The 14,236-nt window shown below is 45.4% G+C and carries 19 protein-coding genes; 5 read left to right on the top strand and 14 right to left on the bottom strand.

Annotation, left to right across the window (positions count from 1 at the left end; translation table 11 throughout):
• Nucleotides 1–15: 15 nt before the first annotated feature.
• The 3 genes from LZT22_RS07690 to LZT22_RS07680 are packed head-to-tail and all read right to left on the bottom strand — an operon-like array spanning nucleotide 16 to nucleotide 2,589.
• Nucleotides 16–1,143: a heme A synthase gene (locus tag LZT22_RS07690; protein ID WP_233924498.1), complete on the bottom strand. Its 1,128-nt coding sequence runs from the start codon at nucleotides 1,141–1,143 to the stop codon at nucleotides 16–18.
• Entirely contained in the window at nucleotides 1,140–1,799 is a 660-nt protein-coding gene (locus LZT22_RS07685; protein WP_233924497.1) for a hypothetical protein, read from the bottom strand. The genes LZT22_RS07690 and LZT22_RS07685 overlap by 4 nt, the downstream gene beginning before the upstream one ends.
• Nucleotides 1,789–2,589, bottom strand: a complete 801-nt coding sequence (locus tag LZT22_RS07680; RefSeq protein ID WP_233924496.1) for an SURF1 family protein — start codon at nucleotides 2,587–2,589, stop codon at nucleotides 1,789–1,791. Before LZT22_RS07680 ends, LZT22_RS07685 begins: the two co-directional genes overlap by 11 nt.
• Before the next feature lie 15 nt (nucleotides 2,590–2,604).
• Between LZT22_RS07680 and LZT22_RS07675 the strand changes: the two genes are divergently transcribed.
• Nucleotides 2,605–2,814 (top strand): twin transmembrane helix small protein, encoded by a 210-nt coding sequence (locus LZT22_RS07675; RefSeq protein WP_233924495.1) that lies wholly within the window; start codon nucleotides 2,605–2,607, stop codon nucleotides 2,812–2,814.
• 10 nt (nucleotides 2,815–2,824) lie between these two features.
• Here the strand turns inward: LZT22_RS07675 and LZT22_RS07670 are convergent, their stop codons facing one another.
• The 7 genes from LZT22_RS07670 to LZT22_RS07640 form a co-directional block, all read right to left on the bottom strand.
• The gene (locus tag LZT22_RS07670) at nucleotides 2,825–3,679 is read right to left on the bottom strand and encodes a cytochrome c oxidase subunit 3 (protein ID WP_233924494.1); all 855 of its coding nucleotides are present in this window, start codon (nucleotides 3,677–3,679) and stop codon (nucleotides 2,825–2,827) included.
• 28 nt (nucleotides 3,680–3,707) lie between these two features.
• Nucleotides 3,708–3,905, bottom strand: coding sequence for a DUF2970 domain-containing protein (locus tag LZT22_RS07665; protein ID WP_233924493.1), 198 nt, complete (start codon nucleotides 3,903–3,905; stop codon nucleotides 3,708–3,710).
• Nucleotide 3,906: 1 nt separating this feature from the next.
• The gene (locus tag LZT22_RS07660) at nucleotides 3,907–4,497 is read right to left on the bottom strand and encodes a cytochrome c oxidase assembly protein (RefSeq protein ID WP_233924492.1); all 591 of its coding nucleotides are present in this window, start codon (nucleotides 4,495–4,497) and stop codon (nucleotides 3,907–3,909) included.
• 17 nt (nucleotides 4,498–4,514) lie between these two features.
• The gene (locus LZT22_RS07655) at nucleotides 4,515–4,625 is read right to left on the bottom strand and encodes a cytochrome oxidase small assembly protein (RefSeq protein WP_233924491.1); all 111 of its coding nucleotides are present in this window, start codon (nucleotides 4,623–4,625) and stop codon (nucleotides 4,515–4,517) included.
• Between the two features lie 26 nt (nucleotides 4,626–4,651).
• Entirely contained in the window at nucleotides 4,652–6,295 is a 1,644-nt protein-coding gene (gene ctaD / locus LZT22_RS07650) for a cytochrome c oxidase subunit I (protein ID WP_233924490.1), read from the bottom strand.
• A 50-nt stretch (nucleotides 6,296–6,345) separates the two neighbouring features.
• Nucleotides 6,346–7,422 (bottom strand): cytochrome c oxidase subunit II, encoded by a 1,077-nt coding sequence (coxB, locus tag LZT22_RS07645; RefSeq protein ID WP_233924664.1) that lies wholly within the window; start codon nucleotides 7,420–7,422, stop codon nucleotides 6,346–6,348.
• Nucleotides 7,423–7,706: 284 nt separating this feature from the next.
• A complete protein-coding gene (locus LZT22_RS07640; RefSeq protein ID WP_233924488.1) occupies nucleotides 7,707–8,522 on the bottom strand; it encodes a methyltransferase type 11 in 816 nt (271 codons plus the stop codon).
• Nucleotides 8,523–8,545: 23 nt separating this feature from the next.
• On the opposite strand from LZT22_RS07640, the gene LZT22_RS07635 reads away from it, so the two are divergent.
• Nucleotides 8,546–9,301, top strand: a complete 756-nt coding sequence (locus LZT22_RS07635; RefSeq protein ID WP_233924486.1) for a ComF family protein — start codon at nucleotides 8,546–8,548, stop codon at nucleotides 9,299–9,301.
• Entirely contained in the window at nucleotides 9,294–9,764 is a 471-nt protein-coding gene (locus LZT22_RS07630; RefSeq protein ID WP_233924485.1) for a tRNA (cytidine(34)-2'-O)-methyltransferase, read from the top strand. The genes LZT22_RS07635 and LZT22_RS07630 overlap by 8 nt, the downstream gene beginning before the upstream one ends.
• A gap of 3 nt (nucleotides 9,765–9,767) precedes the next feature.
• Here the strand turns inward: LZT22_RS07630 and LZT22_RS07625 are convergent, their stop codons facing one another.
• From LZT22_RS07625 to LZT22_RS07610, 4 genes are read right to left on the bottom strand one after another with little or no spacing between them, the layout of a single operon-like run.
• Nucleotides 9,768–10,790, bottom strand: coding sequence for an NAD(P)H-dependent glycerol-3-phosphate dehydrogenase (locus LZT22_RS07625; protein ID WP_233924483.1), 1,023 nt, complete (start codon nucleotides 10,788–10,790; stop codon nucleotides 9,768–9,770).
• A gap of 20 nt (nucleotides 10,791–10,810) precedes the next feature.
• The gene (secB, locus tag LZT22_RS07620; RefSeq protein ID WP_233924481.1) at nucleotides 10,811–11,314 is read right to left on the bottom strand and encodes a protein-export chaperone SecB; all 504 of its coding nucleotides are present in this window, start codon (nucleotides 11,312–11,314) and stop codon (nucleotides 10,811–10,813) included.
• 22 nt (nucleotides 11,315–11,336) lie between these two features.
• Nucleotides 11,337–11,591 (bottom strand): glutaredoxin 3, encoded by a 255-nt coding sequence (grxC, locus tag LZT22_RS07615; protein WP_233924480.1) that lies wholly within the window; start codon nucleotides 11,589–11,591, stop codon nucleotides 11,337–11,339.
• A gap of 18 nt (nucleotides 11,592–11,609) precedes the next feature.
• Complete coding sequence (locus LZT22_RS07610) at nucleotides 11,610–12,023, bottom strand: rhodanese-like domain-containing protein (protein ID WP_233924478.1); 414 nt, start codon at nucleotides 12,021–12,023, stop codon at nucleotides 11,610–11,612.
• Nucleotides 12,024–12,045: 22 nt separating this feature from the next.
• Here LZT22_RS07610 and gpmA point away from each other — a divergent pair, with 22 nt between their 5' ends.
• Together gpmA and LZT22_RS07600 are read left to right on the top strand one after the other, a co-directional pair.
• A complete protein-coding gene (gene gpmA / locus LZT22_RS07605) occupies nucleotides 12,046–12,735 on the top strand; it encodes a 2,3-diphosphoglycerate-dependent phosphoglycerate mutase (RefSeq protein WP_233924477.1) in 690 nt (229 codons plus the stop codon).
• Between the two features lie 63 nt (nucleotides 12,736–12,798).
• Nucleotides 12,799–14,232: a S41 family peptidase gene (locus tag LZT22_RS07600; RefSeq protein WP_233924475.1), complete on the top strand. Its 1,434-nt coding sequence runs from the start codon at nucleotides 12,799–12,801 to the stop codon at nucleotides 14,230–14,232.
• Nucleotides 14,233–14,236 lie beyond the last annotated feature (4 nt).

Here is a 14,236-nt window from a genome sequence, read left to right as displayed (position 1 = left end):
GGTTTCAAGTAGCCCTCACCCTGTTGCCACTAAACGCAAGTTGCGCGGAGACCAGCTAGCCCAATAGCTCATCCGCACTAAACACAATACCAAGCCGGCAGCCCCTGCGGTATGCATTAGTGCTGCTACTAAGGGCCATTGAAAAATAACATTGGAGATGCCTGTACCGATTTGGGTTAAGAGAATAATAAATAAAGCGCTCGCCCACCGAGCCAAGGGCGATTGGTGTAAACGCCCTAAATGCCAGCCCTGCCATGCCACCCAGCTTAAGATAATCAGGGCCAAAACCGCGAAGCATCGGTGTGCCCAATGAATCGCAACTAAGGTATCGGCTGTTATATAAGTACCATTACTACCCTGACCTGCCTCGCGCCAAAAAGTAAAGCCGCCTTGCCAGTCCATGGGTGGTAGCCAAGCGCCCTTACAAAGAGGAAAATCGGGGCAGGCTAAGACCGCATAATTAGTACTAACCCAAGCCCCTAAAAAAATTTGGGTTAAGAGTATTACTAAGCCCAACACAATGAGTTTCATGGACATGATGGAGTGCCGCCGCGACTGCTGCCATTGCCAATGTGGCCAAGGTTGTTGTGCATACCAGACCAAAGAACCAAAAAAAATTAGCGCTAAGATTAAATGGCTAGTAACAATAATCGGCTGTAATTTAAAGGTTACGGTCCAGGCACCGAATGCTCCTTGCAAGCTGATTAATAATAACAAGCCAAGACTAGCGTAAATAGCATGGCTACTTAAATTGTGACGCTGCCGAAAAGCCAAAAATAATTGCAAGAAAATAAGTGCCCCTAGGCTCATGGCAAGATAGCGATGAATCATTTCGATCCAGGCTTTTATTACTGTTACTGGGCCATCAGGATGAGCAGCTTCTGCTAAACGAATTTCAGCTAAGGCTGTCAAAGGGTTCGACGTGCCATAACACCCAGGCCAATCTGGACATCCTAAACCAGAATCACTTAAGCGTGTAAAGGCACCAAAGATAATTAAATCAAAAGTTAAAAAAACCAAGGCCCAATTTAAGCGCTGAAAATGACCCCATTTACGCTGGTACAACAAAATTGCAGCAGGTAGGCCGGCAAAAAATAAGGCAATCAATCCTAACTCTAAGCAAAGGATGACGGTGTCACTCATCGTAAACTTTCGCCGCTATGGTTAAGCCGCAATAATTTATCTAAATCTTTTCGAATCGCGGCAAAATCAGCTGGCGATGCTTCCGCAGGAAACCACATCATCTTATCGCCTCGGGGGTCAATGAGTTGAATTTGCTGACCGGCATTTTCACGATTTAACCATTGATCCCATTGCGCTTTAAGGGCTGGTGAAGTGGGTGCGTTGAAAATTTGCATGCCTGCCGAAGCTTGATCATAGGCGCGTCGAATTTCTGGATCAACTGGTTTGTCATCACTCACTACCCATATCAAGCGTAGGCGAGAACTTTCTTTGCTCAAGGCGATACGAACTTGGCGCATCAGATATAAGGTTTTCACGCAAGCATCATTACCGACTCGACACTCTGCTGCTGGACGAACTACTAATAAAGTCCACTTGCCAGTTAAGGGAATCCCCAGCCAGTCTGAGCTAACTGCTTGAGGCGGGATAACAAAGGTACCAAAATTCGTTTTTCCACCCTCTAGTTTAAAAACGTAGTAGGCTAAATAAGAGGCAATAACGGGTGCCGCACAAAACAATAAAAGCAAAATCATTTGAATCCGGCCACGTCGGGTCTGCGGATTAGGTCCCGGCAACTCGACTTGCGTTGCCGGTATCAACAATTCCTTATCGTTCACTAGAGCCTTTGTTCATTTGACTGATCTGCCGCTGCTGCATTAAGCCATGAATCAACCAAAATAGAAACGCGCATAAGCCTAAGGCAAACCACTGAAAAGCATAAGCATAATGGCGTTCAACTCCTGCTGCTTGCGGTGCCCAGTTGCGCACTAAACCATCGTTTTGCGCTTGCTCTGCTTGCCGCAAAATAAAGGGTAGCTGATTCCATTGCTGCTCTGCTTGTATGGCGGCAAGATCGAGATTTTGCTGAATGCGGACTTGATCTTTGGGTAAGGCGGCTGCAGCTCCAGACTGGGCAGCTAAATCGAGCACTCGATCGGCATAAGGAAATACGGTGCCCTCGATTTCCACCAGATTGCTAGGGGTTTGCACCGGCGGTAATTGTGTGCGTTCTGCTGCATTCCGTGGCACCCAACCCCGATTAATCCAAACTATATTTTGCTGTGCGCCCTCTAGCCGCATTGGCATTAGCAAATAAAAGCCTGACTGTCCGTTTGCCGCTTGGCCCCCGTTTGGGCGTGGACGATTATCTAGCCAAATTGCTTGGTCTGGCAGAAAGCGTCCTAAGGCACGCATCCGGCGGTGGTTTGCTTCAGCAAGAGTCCAGTGCTTAGCGCTGGCATCTAGCACGGGTAATTGTTCTTGCAATTGCAAATTGAGCGCTAGCTGGGTTTTTTGAGCTGCGCGTTGCATTTGCCAAGCCCCTAAAGCGCATGCTAAGGTGACTACAAAAAGCATTGCCACCGTGGCAACGATGCGCCGCTTTACTAAACGCTCAAATATATTCAATGGTAGGATTCTATTATGAAATGGATTATCTTACTTGCTCTTATTCTGATCATCTCGAGCCTAGGCTCGGCCCTATACTTCATGATGAAAGACAAGGGATGTAGCGCACGAATGGTTCGCTCGCTAGCGCTGCGCATTGGTTTATCCATTGCCCTCTTTGCCGGCATTTGGCTAGCCCACTCCCTGGGCTATATCCAGGCCACGGGAATTAAAATTGGGCAGTAATTAAAACGGTTTACATCCAATACACGACGATATATAGCCCGAGCCATACCACATCAACAAAGTGCCAGTACCATGAGGCACCTTCAAAAGCAAAATGATTTTCAGGGGTGAAATCTCCTCGTATCGTGCGGCGTAATACTACCGCCAACATCAGCGCGCCTAACATCACATGGAAACCATGAAATCCAGTGAGCATAAAAAACGTGGAGCCATAAATACCGGAAGTTAATTTAAGCCCTAGCTCGTGGTAAGCGTGAATATATTCATAAGCTTGAAAACCAATGAAAATAAATCCTAGTAATACCGTTGCAAAGAGAGAATAAATAGCTTGCTTCCGATTGCCTTCTTGCATCGCATGGTGAGCCCAAGTTACCGTAACGCCAGAGCTAAGCAATAAAGCCGTATTGATCGTTGGAATGGGCCATGGGCCCATCGTTTGAAACTGGGGAATTAAACCCGCTGGACCGTCATTGGGCCACACTGCAGAAAAATCAGGCCAAAGTAATTTACTTTCAACATCGCCTAACCAAGGAAGACTAATATTGCGGGCATAAAATAAGGCCGAAAAGAAAGCCGCAAAAAACATAATTTCTGAAAAAATAAACCAGGCCATTGACCAGCGATAAGAGATGTCAACATTAATGCCATTTTTTCCTGCATTCGACTCGGCAATGGTGTCGCCAAACCAGTTATACAAGACAAATAAAACCCATAAAACGCTGCCTAAGACCACCATGCTAGCCCAAGCAGACTGATTAACCCAGGCTGCCATACCGCCGCCAAAACCAAGCAAACCAATGCTTAGAAGAACGGGATAGCGCGAAGGATTGGGTACGAAATAATATGGCACGGAATTAGACGACATGGTCTGCTCTCTGGGTAATCAAAAAAAATTAAGAATGGCTAACAACGGCTCTCACAATCAAGAGGAGGGTACCCATGAAAATCATGGCCCCCAAAACCCCTGCAATCACGATATGGACAAAACTTAAAGACGCTACATCTTCCTGCAACCCCGATTTTTTTCGGACTCCCAGAAAGGCCCAAAAAACAGCGCGCATCGATTGCCAGAAGCTGCTATTTTTTTTCATCTTAAATTAACGCCTTGGTTGGTGGCGGAGCTACTGCCTTTTGACCCGCATTAATTTCAAAAAACGTATAGGACAAGGTGATGGTTTTAACATCTCTTGGCAAACCCCGATCAACTACAAATACTACTGGTAATTCTTTTGCCTGATGCGGTCCCAAGGTTTGCTGTTGAAAACAAAAACATTCTAATTTGGTAAAGTACTCAGTCGCAATTTTGGGTGAATAGCTTGGAATCGCTTGCGCCATGATGGGGCGATCAAAATTATTTACCACCTCATACATAATTTGAATCATTTCACCGGGATGCACTTCAAGGTAATTTTTGATTGGCTTAAAAGTAAAAGGGCCGCGACTATTGGAATCAAATTCTACGGTTATTGTGCGTGAGTAATCGATTTGTGTGTTGCTTGATTTATTGGGCCGAAAAGCGCGCGTTCCATAATCGTTTTTATTGGTTAGTACATTAATACCCGTCACCTCACAGAGGGCTTGATACATTGGCACCAAGGCATACCCAAAACCAAACATCAACACCACTACCAATATTAGCTTTACTAATATTTGACGATTGAGGTTAGGAAGATGGGTTGGCATTTGGGCGAGAGCTGTAATTAAGCCAAGACAACTCTTTTCAACACAATTCCCAAGAAAAAGACTAGGGCAATGCTCGCAAGAATATAGGCCAAGCGCTTGTTATGGTTAGCTTGATTAGGCTTATTCACGCAGTTTGCTCTATCTGGCTTAATCGTTAATGGGCATGGGCAGGCGTATTACTTGGATGCATCGGGGCATCAAAATCAACCTGTGGTGGCGTTTCAAAAGTATGGAAAGGTGCAGGTGATGGAATCGTCCATTCCAAGCCTTTAGCGCCATCCCAAGGGCAATCGGATGCTTTTACACCCTGACCTCGGTATGCTGGCAAAACTACAAAAAGCAGGAAGTACACCTGCATCACCCCAAAGCCTAACGCACTGATTGAAGCAATCATATTGAAATCGGCAAACTGGGTGGGGTAATCTGCATAACGCCGTGGCATACCTGCTAAGCCTAAAAAATGCATGGGGAAAAAAGTGAGATTGAAAAAAATTAAGGAGCCCCAGAAGTGAATTTTGCCGCGAAACTCATTGGCCATGCGACCAGTCCATTTTGGGCACCAGAAGTAAAAACCGGCAAACATGGCAAATAATGATCCAGCTACTAAGACGTAATGGAAATGGGCCACCACGTAATAGGTGTCTTGCAAACCAATATCGATTGGTGCCATTGCCAAAATCAGGCCGGTGAAACCGCCCATCGTAAAGACGAAAATAAAGCCAATTGCCCAGAGCATGGGGGTTTCAAATGTCATTGAACCGCGCCACATCGTAGCGACCCAGTTAAAAATTTTCACGCCCGTCGGTACTGCAATTAACATCGTGGCATACATAAAAAAGAGTTGGCCCGTAACTGGCATGCCAGTGGTAAACATATGGTGCGCCCAAACGATAAAAGACAATATCGCAATCGATGAGGTGGCATAAACCATCGAGCTATAACCAAATAAAGTTTTACGCGAGAAAGCGGGCACGATTTCTGAAATGATGCCAAAGGCAGGCAAAATCATGATGTAAACCTCAGGATGTCCAAAGAACCAAAAAATATGTTGGAACATCACTGGATCACCACCGCCTACTGCAGAGAAAAAAGTGGTGCCAAAATGGCGGTCGGTTAAGACCATCGTAATTACCCCCGCCAATACTGGCATGACAGCAATTAATAAATAAGCAGTAATGAGCCAAGTCCAGCAAAACATCGGCATCTTCATCATCGTCATGCCTGGCGCACGCATATTAAGGACCGTGACGATAATGTTAATTGAACCCATGATGGAAGATGCGCCCAATAAATGAATGGCAAAAATCGCCATATCCATACCTGGACCCATTTGCAAGCTTAAGGGCGCATAGAGAGTCCAGCCACCAGCAGGGGCGCCCCCTGGGACTAAAAAAGAACCAAAGAGCAACATTGCTGCAACTGGCAAAATCCAAAAACTTAAATTATTCATCCGCGCAAATGCCATATCGGCAGCGCCAATTTGCAAGGGGATCATCCAGTTAGCGAAGCCCACAAACGCCGGCATAATCGCCCCAAATACCATGACCAAACCGTGCATAGTCGTTAATTGATTAAAAAATTCAGGACGAAAATACTGTAAACCCGGCTGGAATAATTCTAAGCGAATGCCTAAGGCCATGACACCACCAGCCAATAAGCTGACAAATGAAAAAATTAAATACATCGTACCGATGTCTTTATGATTGGTTGCAAATAACCAGCGGCGCCAGCCGTGCGGCTGATCGTGGGCATGATCATGATCGTGGACGCTATCGTGGGTAGTAGATATAGTGCTCATAGATGACTCTCTTAAGATCGATTAAATTAATAATGAATAGGTCGAAGGTATTATTTGCTCGCCGTACGTGCCGTAATAAAATCTTGGGTTTGTATCACGTCACCGGATTTATTACCCCAGGTGTTGCGCGTATAGGTCATTACCGCCGCCAACTCACCATCGGATAGCACCCCGCTCCACTTGGGCATAGCATTTTTTCCATTTAGCAAAATTTGATATTGGCCCTCTTTAGGGCCCAGCACTACTTTGCTACCGACCAATGCAGGAAAGGCCCCCGCACCAGCGCCATTAGCCTGGTGACAGGCAGCACAGTTCGCAGCATAGACTTTCGCGCCCCGTTCTTTTTGCTCTTCCATGGTGTAGGTTTTGGTTGGATCGTCTGCATTACCGGCCATTTCTTTTTTCTTAGCATCGACCCATTTGCTGTAGTCCTCAGCCGAAACGACTTTAACGACAATTGGCATAAAGGCATGTTGGGCACCGCATAACTCAGAGCATTGCCCCCGAAAGGTACCGATTTTTTCCGCTTTAAACCAGGTATCTCGCACGAAGCCTGGAATGGCATCTTGTTTAACACCAAATGCGGGTACGGCCCATGCATGAATCACATCATTTGCAGTGGTAATAATACGAATTTTTTTATTGACCGGCACCACCATTTCATTGTCCACTTCCATTAAATAGGTCAGTGACTTTGGTTCTAGGTTATTTACTTGAGCTCGAGGTGTCGAGAGAGTTGACACAAAGCTAATGCCCTCACCTTCGCCCTTAATGTAATCGTAGCCCCACTTCCATTGATAACCTGTGGTTTTAATGGTGATATCGGAATTGGTCGTGTCTTTCATCGCTACTACCGTTTTAGTAGCAGGCAAGGCCATGGCAATGACGATAATTAAAGGGATGACTGTCCAAATAATTTCAACTGTAGTGCTTTCATGAAACGAGGCAGCTTTAGCACCCTTAGATTTACGGTGCTTCAAAATGGAATAGAACATCACGCCAAATACACCAACAAAAATAATTGCGCAAATGACGATCATGAACCAATTGAGCCAATGAATTTCCGCCATGATTTTGGTTGCTGGCGCAGGGAAGTCGAGTTGATTGACTTTTGGACCGCCGGGCATATCACCATTAGCTGCCTGAACTACCGGTGTTACAGCGATAGCTACTAACGCTCCTAAGTAAAACCAAACCTTTAAGGCTTTTGCAAATAAATTCATTTCATTCTCTATTTGTTGTGCTGCACAATTTACACCCCTAATAGCACTTATTAATGCAAAAAATGCAATTGAATCTTGCTATCTAGCCCTAGATTATAGGTTTAAATAAGGCGGCGTGAATGTGCCCAAGTAGGATTTAACTTACATGATGACATATCTTATATTGATAGTAAGCGCTCACATTTAAATTAATCCTTAGCCCCCTTTGTTTGAATTTGGTCGGGACTAATAAACGTTTGGTGATTCTGGGTTTTTGATAGGTGCTTATTCACTACCCAGGCGTGTCCATAAATAATTTCTAAAGTTATTTTTTTAGGTAAAAGTGCCTCATTCCCCTGCCAGTTTTGTAGATTGATGGGGTGGGCCAACAACCCTAAAGCATAGGCATCGTGCAACATTAACTGCGCTGACTCATATTGCAAATCGAGGTACTCCATATCCATCACTGGATCAGCAAACCGTTGCTCAATTAAAGCATCGCCTAAATCATGCATATCCCAAGCACTAGGGAGAGATTGACAGCCTAATTGGGTTTTCATCTCACCGTCAAGCGCACGTAATTCCTTACCAGTATCGGGCCCCAAATAACTCAAACTAATTAAGCCACCTTCGTGCAATAGGCGCCAAAATTCAGTCAACATGGTTTTAGGATTATTTCGTTCATGCAGCCATAAATTACTCCAAACTAATTCACACGAATTGGGGGCGGCTGCAAAAGTGACCGTATTCGCCTCTTGGTTTAAGCTCAACTTCTTACTGCCACCACTTCGCCATGACAAAAACCAACGAGTCAAATGCAATTGAATGCGCTCGATTGCTAATAAATTGGGGCGGCTATAAAAAAAAATGCGTGCCTCAGGAAAGCGTTTCGCCAGCCAACGGGAATGGTCACCTGGATAATCGGGCGCAATCAAAATAGCGCAGGGCTTAATCTTTACGATTTCCATTTTCTGGAACATGCGTAAAGCAATTTCGGTATAAAGCCATCTTAAGCTATGGGTCATGTACTCAGTATACTCAGCGCCCCATGAGTCATTTTCAGCGATTAATTAGCGCTTTACTTCCAAGCTGTTGCATTTTGTGTAATCGCTCGCAGGCAGCAACAATCTGTATCTCCTGTATGCAACAGTTGCAAGAGCAGCGACGGCAGGGGCAATTAGCTTGTCTTTGTTGTGGCATTGAGTTGCTCGAAGCAGTAGACAAATCGACTACGCCTGAAGGGCAACGTTGTCGTGAGTGCATTGTCACACCACCGTTTTTTGACATGAGTTTTTGTCTGGCGTCATACGAAGGGCAATTAAAAACTGCTGTGCATCAGTTGAAATACCAGCGACGGCTTGCCTATGCTACTGGGCTCGCTCACCTATGGAATAGTTTGATGACCCTACACTTAGATAAATTACCCCCTTGCTACCTTTTGCCTGTTCCCCTAAGCCGTCAAAAATTGGCTGAGCGCGGCTTTAACCAATGCTGGGAAATTGCCAAACATTTGACTTTACCTAAACATCTTAAAGTGCTGCCGCATGCCTTGCGTCGACGCCATTCCCTATCGAATCAAATCTCTGCTGGCCGGCAGGTACGTCAACAGGCTTTAAATGGTTTGTTTTATTTTGAACCCCGTTATGCGGACCTTCTAGCGCGGCAAACCGTTATTGTGTTCGATGACGTCATGACTACGGGATCAACGTTGAATGCAATTGCTAAAGTCTTGAAGGACCATGGCGTATATCATGTGCTCAACTGGGTTTTATTACGCACGCCGAGGCAATTGACTGATGTTTAATGTGGTGCTCTTTGAGCCTGAAATTCCGCCCAATACGGGAAATATCATTCGTCTTTGCGCTAATACCGGTGCGCATCTACACCTCATTGAGCCGCTCGGCTTTCCTCTTGAGGATGCTAAGCTACGACGTGCTGGGCTCGATTATCATGAGTACGCTAGCTTAGCCGTTTATCCGAACTGGCCAGCCTTCTTAGTCGCGAACAATCCCCCATTGCAGCGCCTTTTTTTAATGACCACCAAAAGTCAGTGTAAGTTTTATGAAGCACAACTTCTGCCACACGACTATTTTGTTTTTGGCTCTGAAACTAAAGGCGTGAGCGCGGAGGTTCGAGCTAGCGTGCCAGTCGACAATCAGGTTTGCTTGCCCATGCAAGCAAACAGTCGCAGCCTCAATCTATCAAACGCCGTAGCCATAGTGGTTTATGAAGCGTGGCGCCAAATACACTTTAAAAACAGTATTTAAAACTCAATGCTCGGGTTTGGCATCACGTCCCATCAGCCCTTGCAATGCGACCGCCAAGGTTTGCTTGCCCAACAATACGTCACTCACATTACTGGTAATGGGCATTTCAACATTAAGGCGCTCAGCCAAGCTTACAATCGCTGATGCACATAAAACACCTTCTGCTACGTGCCCAAGCTCAGCCAAAATAGCTGGCAAAGATTTTCCTTCAGCTAACAACAAACCGACTCGCCGATTACGGGATAAATCACCTGTTGCGGTCAAAATTAAATCACCTACGCCTGTTAGGCCCATGCAAGTTTCTGGCTGACCTCCTGCCGCTTTTACTAAACGCATCATTTCGGCTAAGCCACGCGTTAATAATGCTGCACGGGCATTTAGGCCTAAGCCAAGCCCATCACCAATACCCGCTGCAATCGCAATCACATTTTTTACTGCGCCACCAAGCTCAACACCAATTAAATCTTCGCTAGCATAAATTCGCACATGGTCGTGATGAAATACCTTTTGCACCTGGGTACATAAGCTTTTTGATGTGCTGGCAATGGTAAGAGCGCAAGGCAAACCTAGGGCCATTTCGCCCGCGAAGCTCGGACCCGTCAACGATCCATAAGTATGTGTAATACCGCGTCCATGCACTTGCAACTCTCGGGCCACCAATTGATGCGGTAGTAACGCTGTTGTGGGTTCAAGCCCCTTGCATAACCATACGATCTGCAAAGGACTAGAGGCTATTGCTGCTATGCGCTGCACTGATTCAGCTAGGCCACTGATAGGCGTAGCAATGACAATTAAATCCTCTGGTCCCAGTCGCTGTATCGCCGATTCAAAATCATCACTGATGGTAATGGCTTTAGATAATGCGACCCCAGGCAAGTGAGAGCGATTTTCTTGATGCTGACGAAGAGCCTGAGCCTGGGTAGCACTTCTGGTCCATAAGCAGACTGCCCCGGCAGACAAGTATCGGGCCGCTTGCACAGCGATGGCGGTACCCCAAGCACCAGCTCCAATGACAGTTAGCTTCATAAGCTTAACTTCAAAAGGAATTAGTTGGGGAGAATAATTTTGCTCTTTTCGGCATCGACATTACTCGCAGCAGCGCCTTTTTCCGCTTCAGTTGTTTGGGCTAAACGTTGCTCGTACATAGCATGAAAATTAATCTCCGCCAAATGAATTGCTTGGAACCCTGCACGACTCACAATATCGGCAATATTGGAACGTAAATAGGGGTACAAAATGGTTGGGCAGGCGATGGCTAACATCGGCTCAACTTGCTCAGGGGGAATATTTTTAAATTCAAAAATGCCCGCCTGTTTTGCTTCTATTAAAAATAGTGTCTTGCCTTCTACGCGAGCCGTAATCGTGCCCGATAACATGACTTCAAATAACTCATCACTTAAGCGCGCAATTCCTATATCGACCTCAACTTGCATTTGTGGTTCAGCCTGTACCAACAAAATTGCGGGGGTGTTTGGCTGTTCAAGCGATAGATCTTTCAAATAAATGCGCTGAATTTGAAAAGAGGGTTCAGTCGAGTTTTGTTCGCTCATATTATGTATTCCGTTTGTTTAATTATTTCAATAAGTCATCAAGTTCGCCAGCTCGATCGAGGGCTACTAAATCATCATAGCCACCGACATGTCGTTCACCAATAAAAATTTGTGGCACTGTGCGTCGACCGGTTCGTGACATCATTTCATCGCGTTGCAGAGCGTCAACATCAATCAAAATTTTTTGTAATTGATGAACCCCTTTTTTTTGTAATAGCTTTTCTGCCATGACGCAATATGGGCAAACTTGAGTGCTATACATGATTACTGGCGACATGGCTTTTACCTTAATTCCTTACTTGACTAAAGGTAAATTAGCCGTTTGCCAGGCTTTTAATCCACCATCGAGCAAACCAACTTCAGCAAAGCCCATTTTTCTCAATTGCTGAGCAGCCCTACGTGATTCATTACCGTTTTGACATACCAAGATGAGCGGTAATTTACGATCTAATTTCAGCCGCTCGAGATCGCTTGAAAGCTTGCTAAAGGGTAGGCTTTTGGAATTGGGCAGGTGCCCTGCCTGAAAATCAGCTGGGGCCCTTAAATCGAGTACTACCGCCTTACGCCGATTAATCCAGGTGGTTGCTTCAGCTACAGAAAGCCCAACCCCACTGATTAAAGTCGAGATAGTAGGCATCAATAGCGCCAAGCCTGCGGCCGCCATCACGCCGATAAGTGCTAAATTGTCGGTTTGCATTAAAAAGTTCATCGCTTGATTATAGAATGGCTCTATGAAACAACTTGTCCTTATTCGCCACGGGGAGTCTGCTTGGAACCTGGAAAACCGTTTTACTGGCTGGGTGGATGTTGACCTAACCCCTAATGGCATCGACCAAGCACTTGCTGCTGGAAATGCGCTAAAGCAGGCAGGTTATGAGTTTGATATTGCCTACACCTCAGTTTTACGCCGCGCCATTCGGACTTTATGGCAAGTACAAGATGCCATGGATCTGATGTGGCTGCCAACCGTGCATAGCTGGCGGCTAAACGAGCGCCATTACGGCGCACTAACTGGGCTTAATAAAGCTGAAACCGCAACCCAATATGGGGCTGAACAAGTGCATATTTGGCGGCGCTCTTTTGCTACTCGACCGCCTTTATTAGCGCTCGAAGATGAACGTAGCTCCCATCTCGATGTGCGTTATCGCAAGCTCGATCCCAAGGAAATTCCACAGGGCGAGTGCCTGCAAGATACCATTGCACGGGTTTTGCCTTTGTGGCATGAATCGATTGCGCCGGCCCTGAAGTTGGGCAAACGGGTGTTACTAGTTGCTCATGGCAATAGCATCCGCGCCTTAATGAAGCACCTCGATAACATATCTGCTGAAGCCATCATGGAGCTCAATATCCCCAATGGCAAGCCGATTGTGTATGAGCTAAATGATGACTTGCAAGCACTACAACATTTTTATATAGAGTAGAGCAAAATAGATGCTCTATTTCAACCGCACGCCTCTTACTAGACTGATTTCCTAAACCAAACTATGCGCCGTTTATTTAAAAATCTTGCCCTTATTCTAATTGGACTTATCGCAGGTATTGCCGCGACGATTCAGCTCTCGGCAACTGCTCAACAAAATACTGCCTTACCACTCGACGAGTTGCGCACCCTGTCAAATGTATTTGCACAAATTAAACGTGAATATGTCGAGCCCATTGAAGATAAACAACTATTAACAGATGCCGTAAAAGGAATGGTTAGTAGTCTTGATCCGCATTCATCTTATTTGGATAAAAAAGATTTTTCTGAAATGCAAGAGCAAACTACCGGCAAATTTGCCGGCCTAGGTATTGAAATCACCTCAGAGGATGGTTTGGTAAAGGTACTTAACCCCATTGAAGATAGTCCTGCTGCCCGTGCCGGTCTGCAGGCAGGTGATTTAATCACTCGCCTTGATGACAAACCCGTGCGCGGTATGACTTTAGATAAAGCGGTGCGCACCATGCGTGGCGCACCTGGCACCAAAATTACCTTGACAGTGTTTCGTAAAAGTGAAGACCGTACTTTTCCAGTTACCATCACGCGGGCAGAAATTAAAGTGCAGTCGGTTAAAACTAAAATTTTAGATAACGATATTGCCTGGGTTCGAGTCACCAGCTTTCAAGAGCGTACTGTGCCTGATTTAGCTAAACGCTTAACTGAACTGAGTATTCAAGACCCTAAATTAAAAGGCTTAATTCTCGACTTACGAAATAACGGTGGTGGCCTATTGCAAGGGGCTGTAGGGGTTGCTGCTGCATTCTTGCCTGCAGGTGCAGTGATTGTTTCAACCAAAGGTCAGGCAGCAGATTCAAAGCAAATTTTTAATGCGACTCCAGATACGTATAAGCTCAATGAAGCCTCCGATCCCCTAGCTACAGTGCCTGCGATGTTTAAAAAATTACCCATGGTTGTATTGGTGAATGCTTACTCAGCTTCCGCTTCAGAAATTGTTGCGGGTGCTTTACAAGATTACAAACGCGCTACTATTATTGGCAAGACTAGTTTTGGTAAAGGTTCGGTACAAACGGTACGTCCCTTAAGCAATGATTCTGCCTTAAAAATTACCACGGCTTATTACTACACCCCGAATGGTCGCTCAATTCAGGGCTTTGGTATTAAGCCCGATATTCCGGTTGATCAAAATAAAGATGGTGATCCAGACGATGTTTTAATTACCCGCGAAGTAGATAGTGAAAAACATTTGCGCAATAAACAATCATCAGAGGATGCCTTAATTAAAGATCGTGAAAAACGTCGCCTTGAAGAAATGCAACGCATTGAAGAAAAAAATGCCACTAAAACACCTGCTGAACGCGACAAAGATAAATTGAAAAAACCCACCGAATTAGGTAGTAGTGACGATTTTATGTTGCAACAGGCTTTAGCCTTTCTAAATGGCAAATCGGTAATTCGTTCGTCTTCCAAGCTCGAATAAGCCC

The organism is Polynucleobacter sp. IMCC 29146 (assembly GCF_021395195.1).
Lineage (GTDB): Bacteria > Pseudomonadota > Gammaproteobacteria > Burkholderiales > Burkholderiaceae > Polynucleobacter.
The sequence above is the reverse complement of the archived record's forward strand: the minus strand, read 5'-3'. Positions and strand labels throughout refer to the sequence as shown.

Bases quoted from the DNA above. Each gene is read 5' to 3' on its own strand.
- LZT22_RS07610 (WP_233924478.1), bottom strand. From the start codon at position 12,023: ATGAACTTTTTAATGCAAACCGACAATTTAGCACTTATCGGCGTGATG.
- LZT22_RS07625 (WP_233924483.1), bottom strand. From the start codon at position 10,790: ATGAAGCTAACTGTCATTGGAGCTGGTGCTTGGGGTACCGCCATCGCT.
- ctaD (WP_233924490.1), bottom strand. From the start codon at position 6,295: ATGAGCACTATATCTACTACCCACGATAGCGTCCACGATCATGATCAT.
- LZT22_RS07640 (WP_233924488.1), bottom strand. From the start codon at position 8,522: ATGACCCATAGCTTAAGATGGCTTTATACCGAAATTGCTTTACGCATG.
- LZT22_RS07665 (WP_233924493.1), bottom strand. From the start codon at position 3,905: ATGAAAAAAAATAGCAGCTTCTGGCAATCGATGCGCGCTGTTTTTTGG.
- LZT22_RS07635 (WP_233924486.1), top strand. From the start codon at position 8,546: ATGAGTCATTTTCAGCGATTAATTAGCGCTTTACTTCCAAGCTGTTGC.
- secB (WP_233924481.1), bottom strand. From the start codon at position 11,314: ATGAGCGAACAAAACTCGACTGAACCCTCTTTTCAAATTCAGCGCATT.
- LZT22_RS07690 (WP_233924498.1), bottom strand. From the start codon at position 1,143: ATGAGTGACACCGTCATCCTTTGCTTAGAGTTAGGATTGATTGCCTTA.
- LZT22_RS07660 (WP_233924492.1), bottom strand. From the start codon at position 4,497: ATGCCAACCCATCTTCCTAACCTCAATCGTCAAATATTAGTAAAGCTA.
- LZT22_RS07675 (WP_233924495.1), top strand. From the start codon at position 2,605: ATGAAATGGATTATCTTACTTGCTCTTATTCTGATCATCTCGAGCCTA.
- LZT22_RS07670 (WP_233924494.1), bottom strand. From the start codon at position 3,679: ATGTCGTCTAATTCCGTGCCATATTATTTCGTACCCAATCCTTCGCGC.
- gpmA (WP_233924477.1), top strand. From the start codon at position 12,046: ATGAAACAACTTGTCCTTATTCGCCACGGGGAGTCTGCTTGGAACCTG.
- grxC (WP_233924480.1), bottom strand. From the start codon at position 11,591: ATGTCGCCAGTAATCATGTATAGCACTCAAGTTTGCCCATATTGCGTC.
- LZT22_RS07600 (WP_233924475.1), top strand. From the start codon at position 12,799: ATGCGCCGTTTATTTAAAAATCTTGCCCTTATTCTAATTGGACTTATC.
- coxB (WP_233924664.1), bottom strand. From the start codon at position 7,422: ATGCCCGGCGGTCCAAAAGTCAATCAACTCGACTTCCCTGCGCCAGCA.
- LZT22_RS07630 (WP_233924485.1), top strand. From the start codon at position 9,294: ATGTTTAATGTGGTGCTCTTTGAGCCTGAAATTCCGCCCAATACGGGA.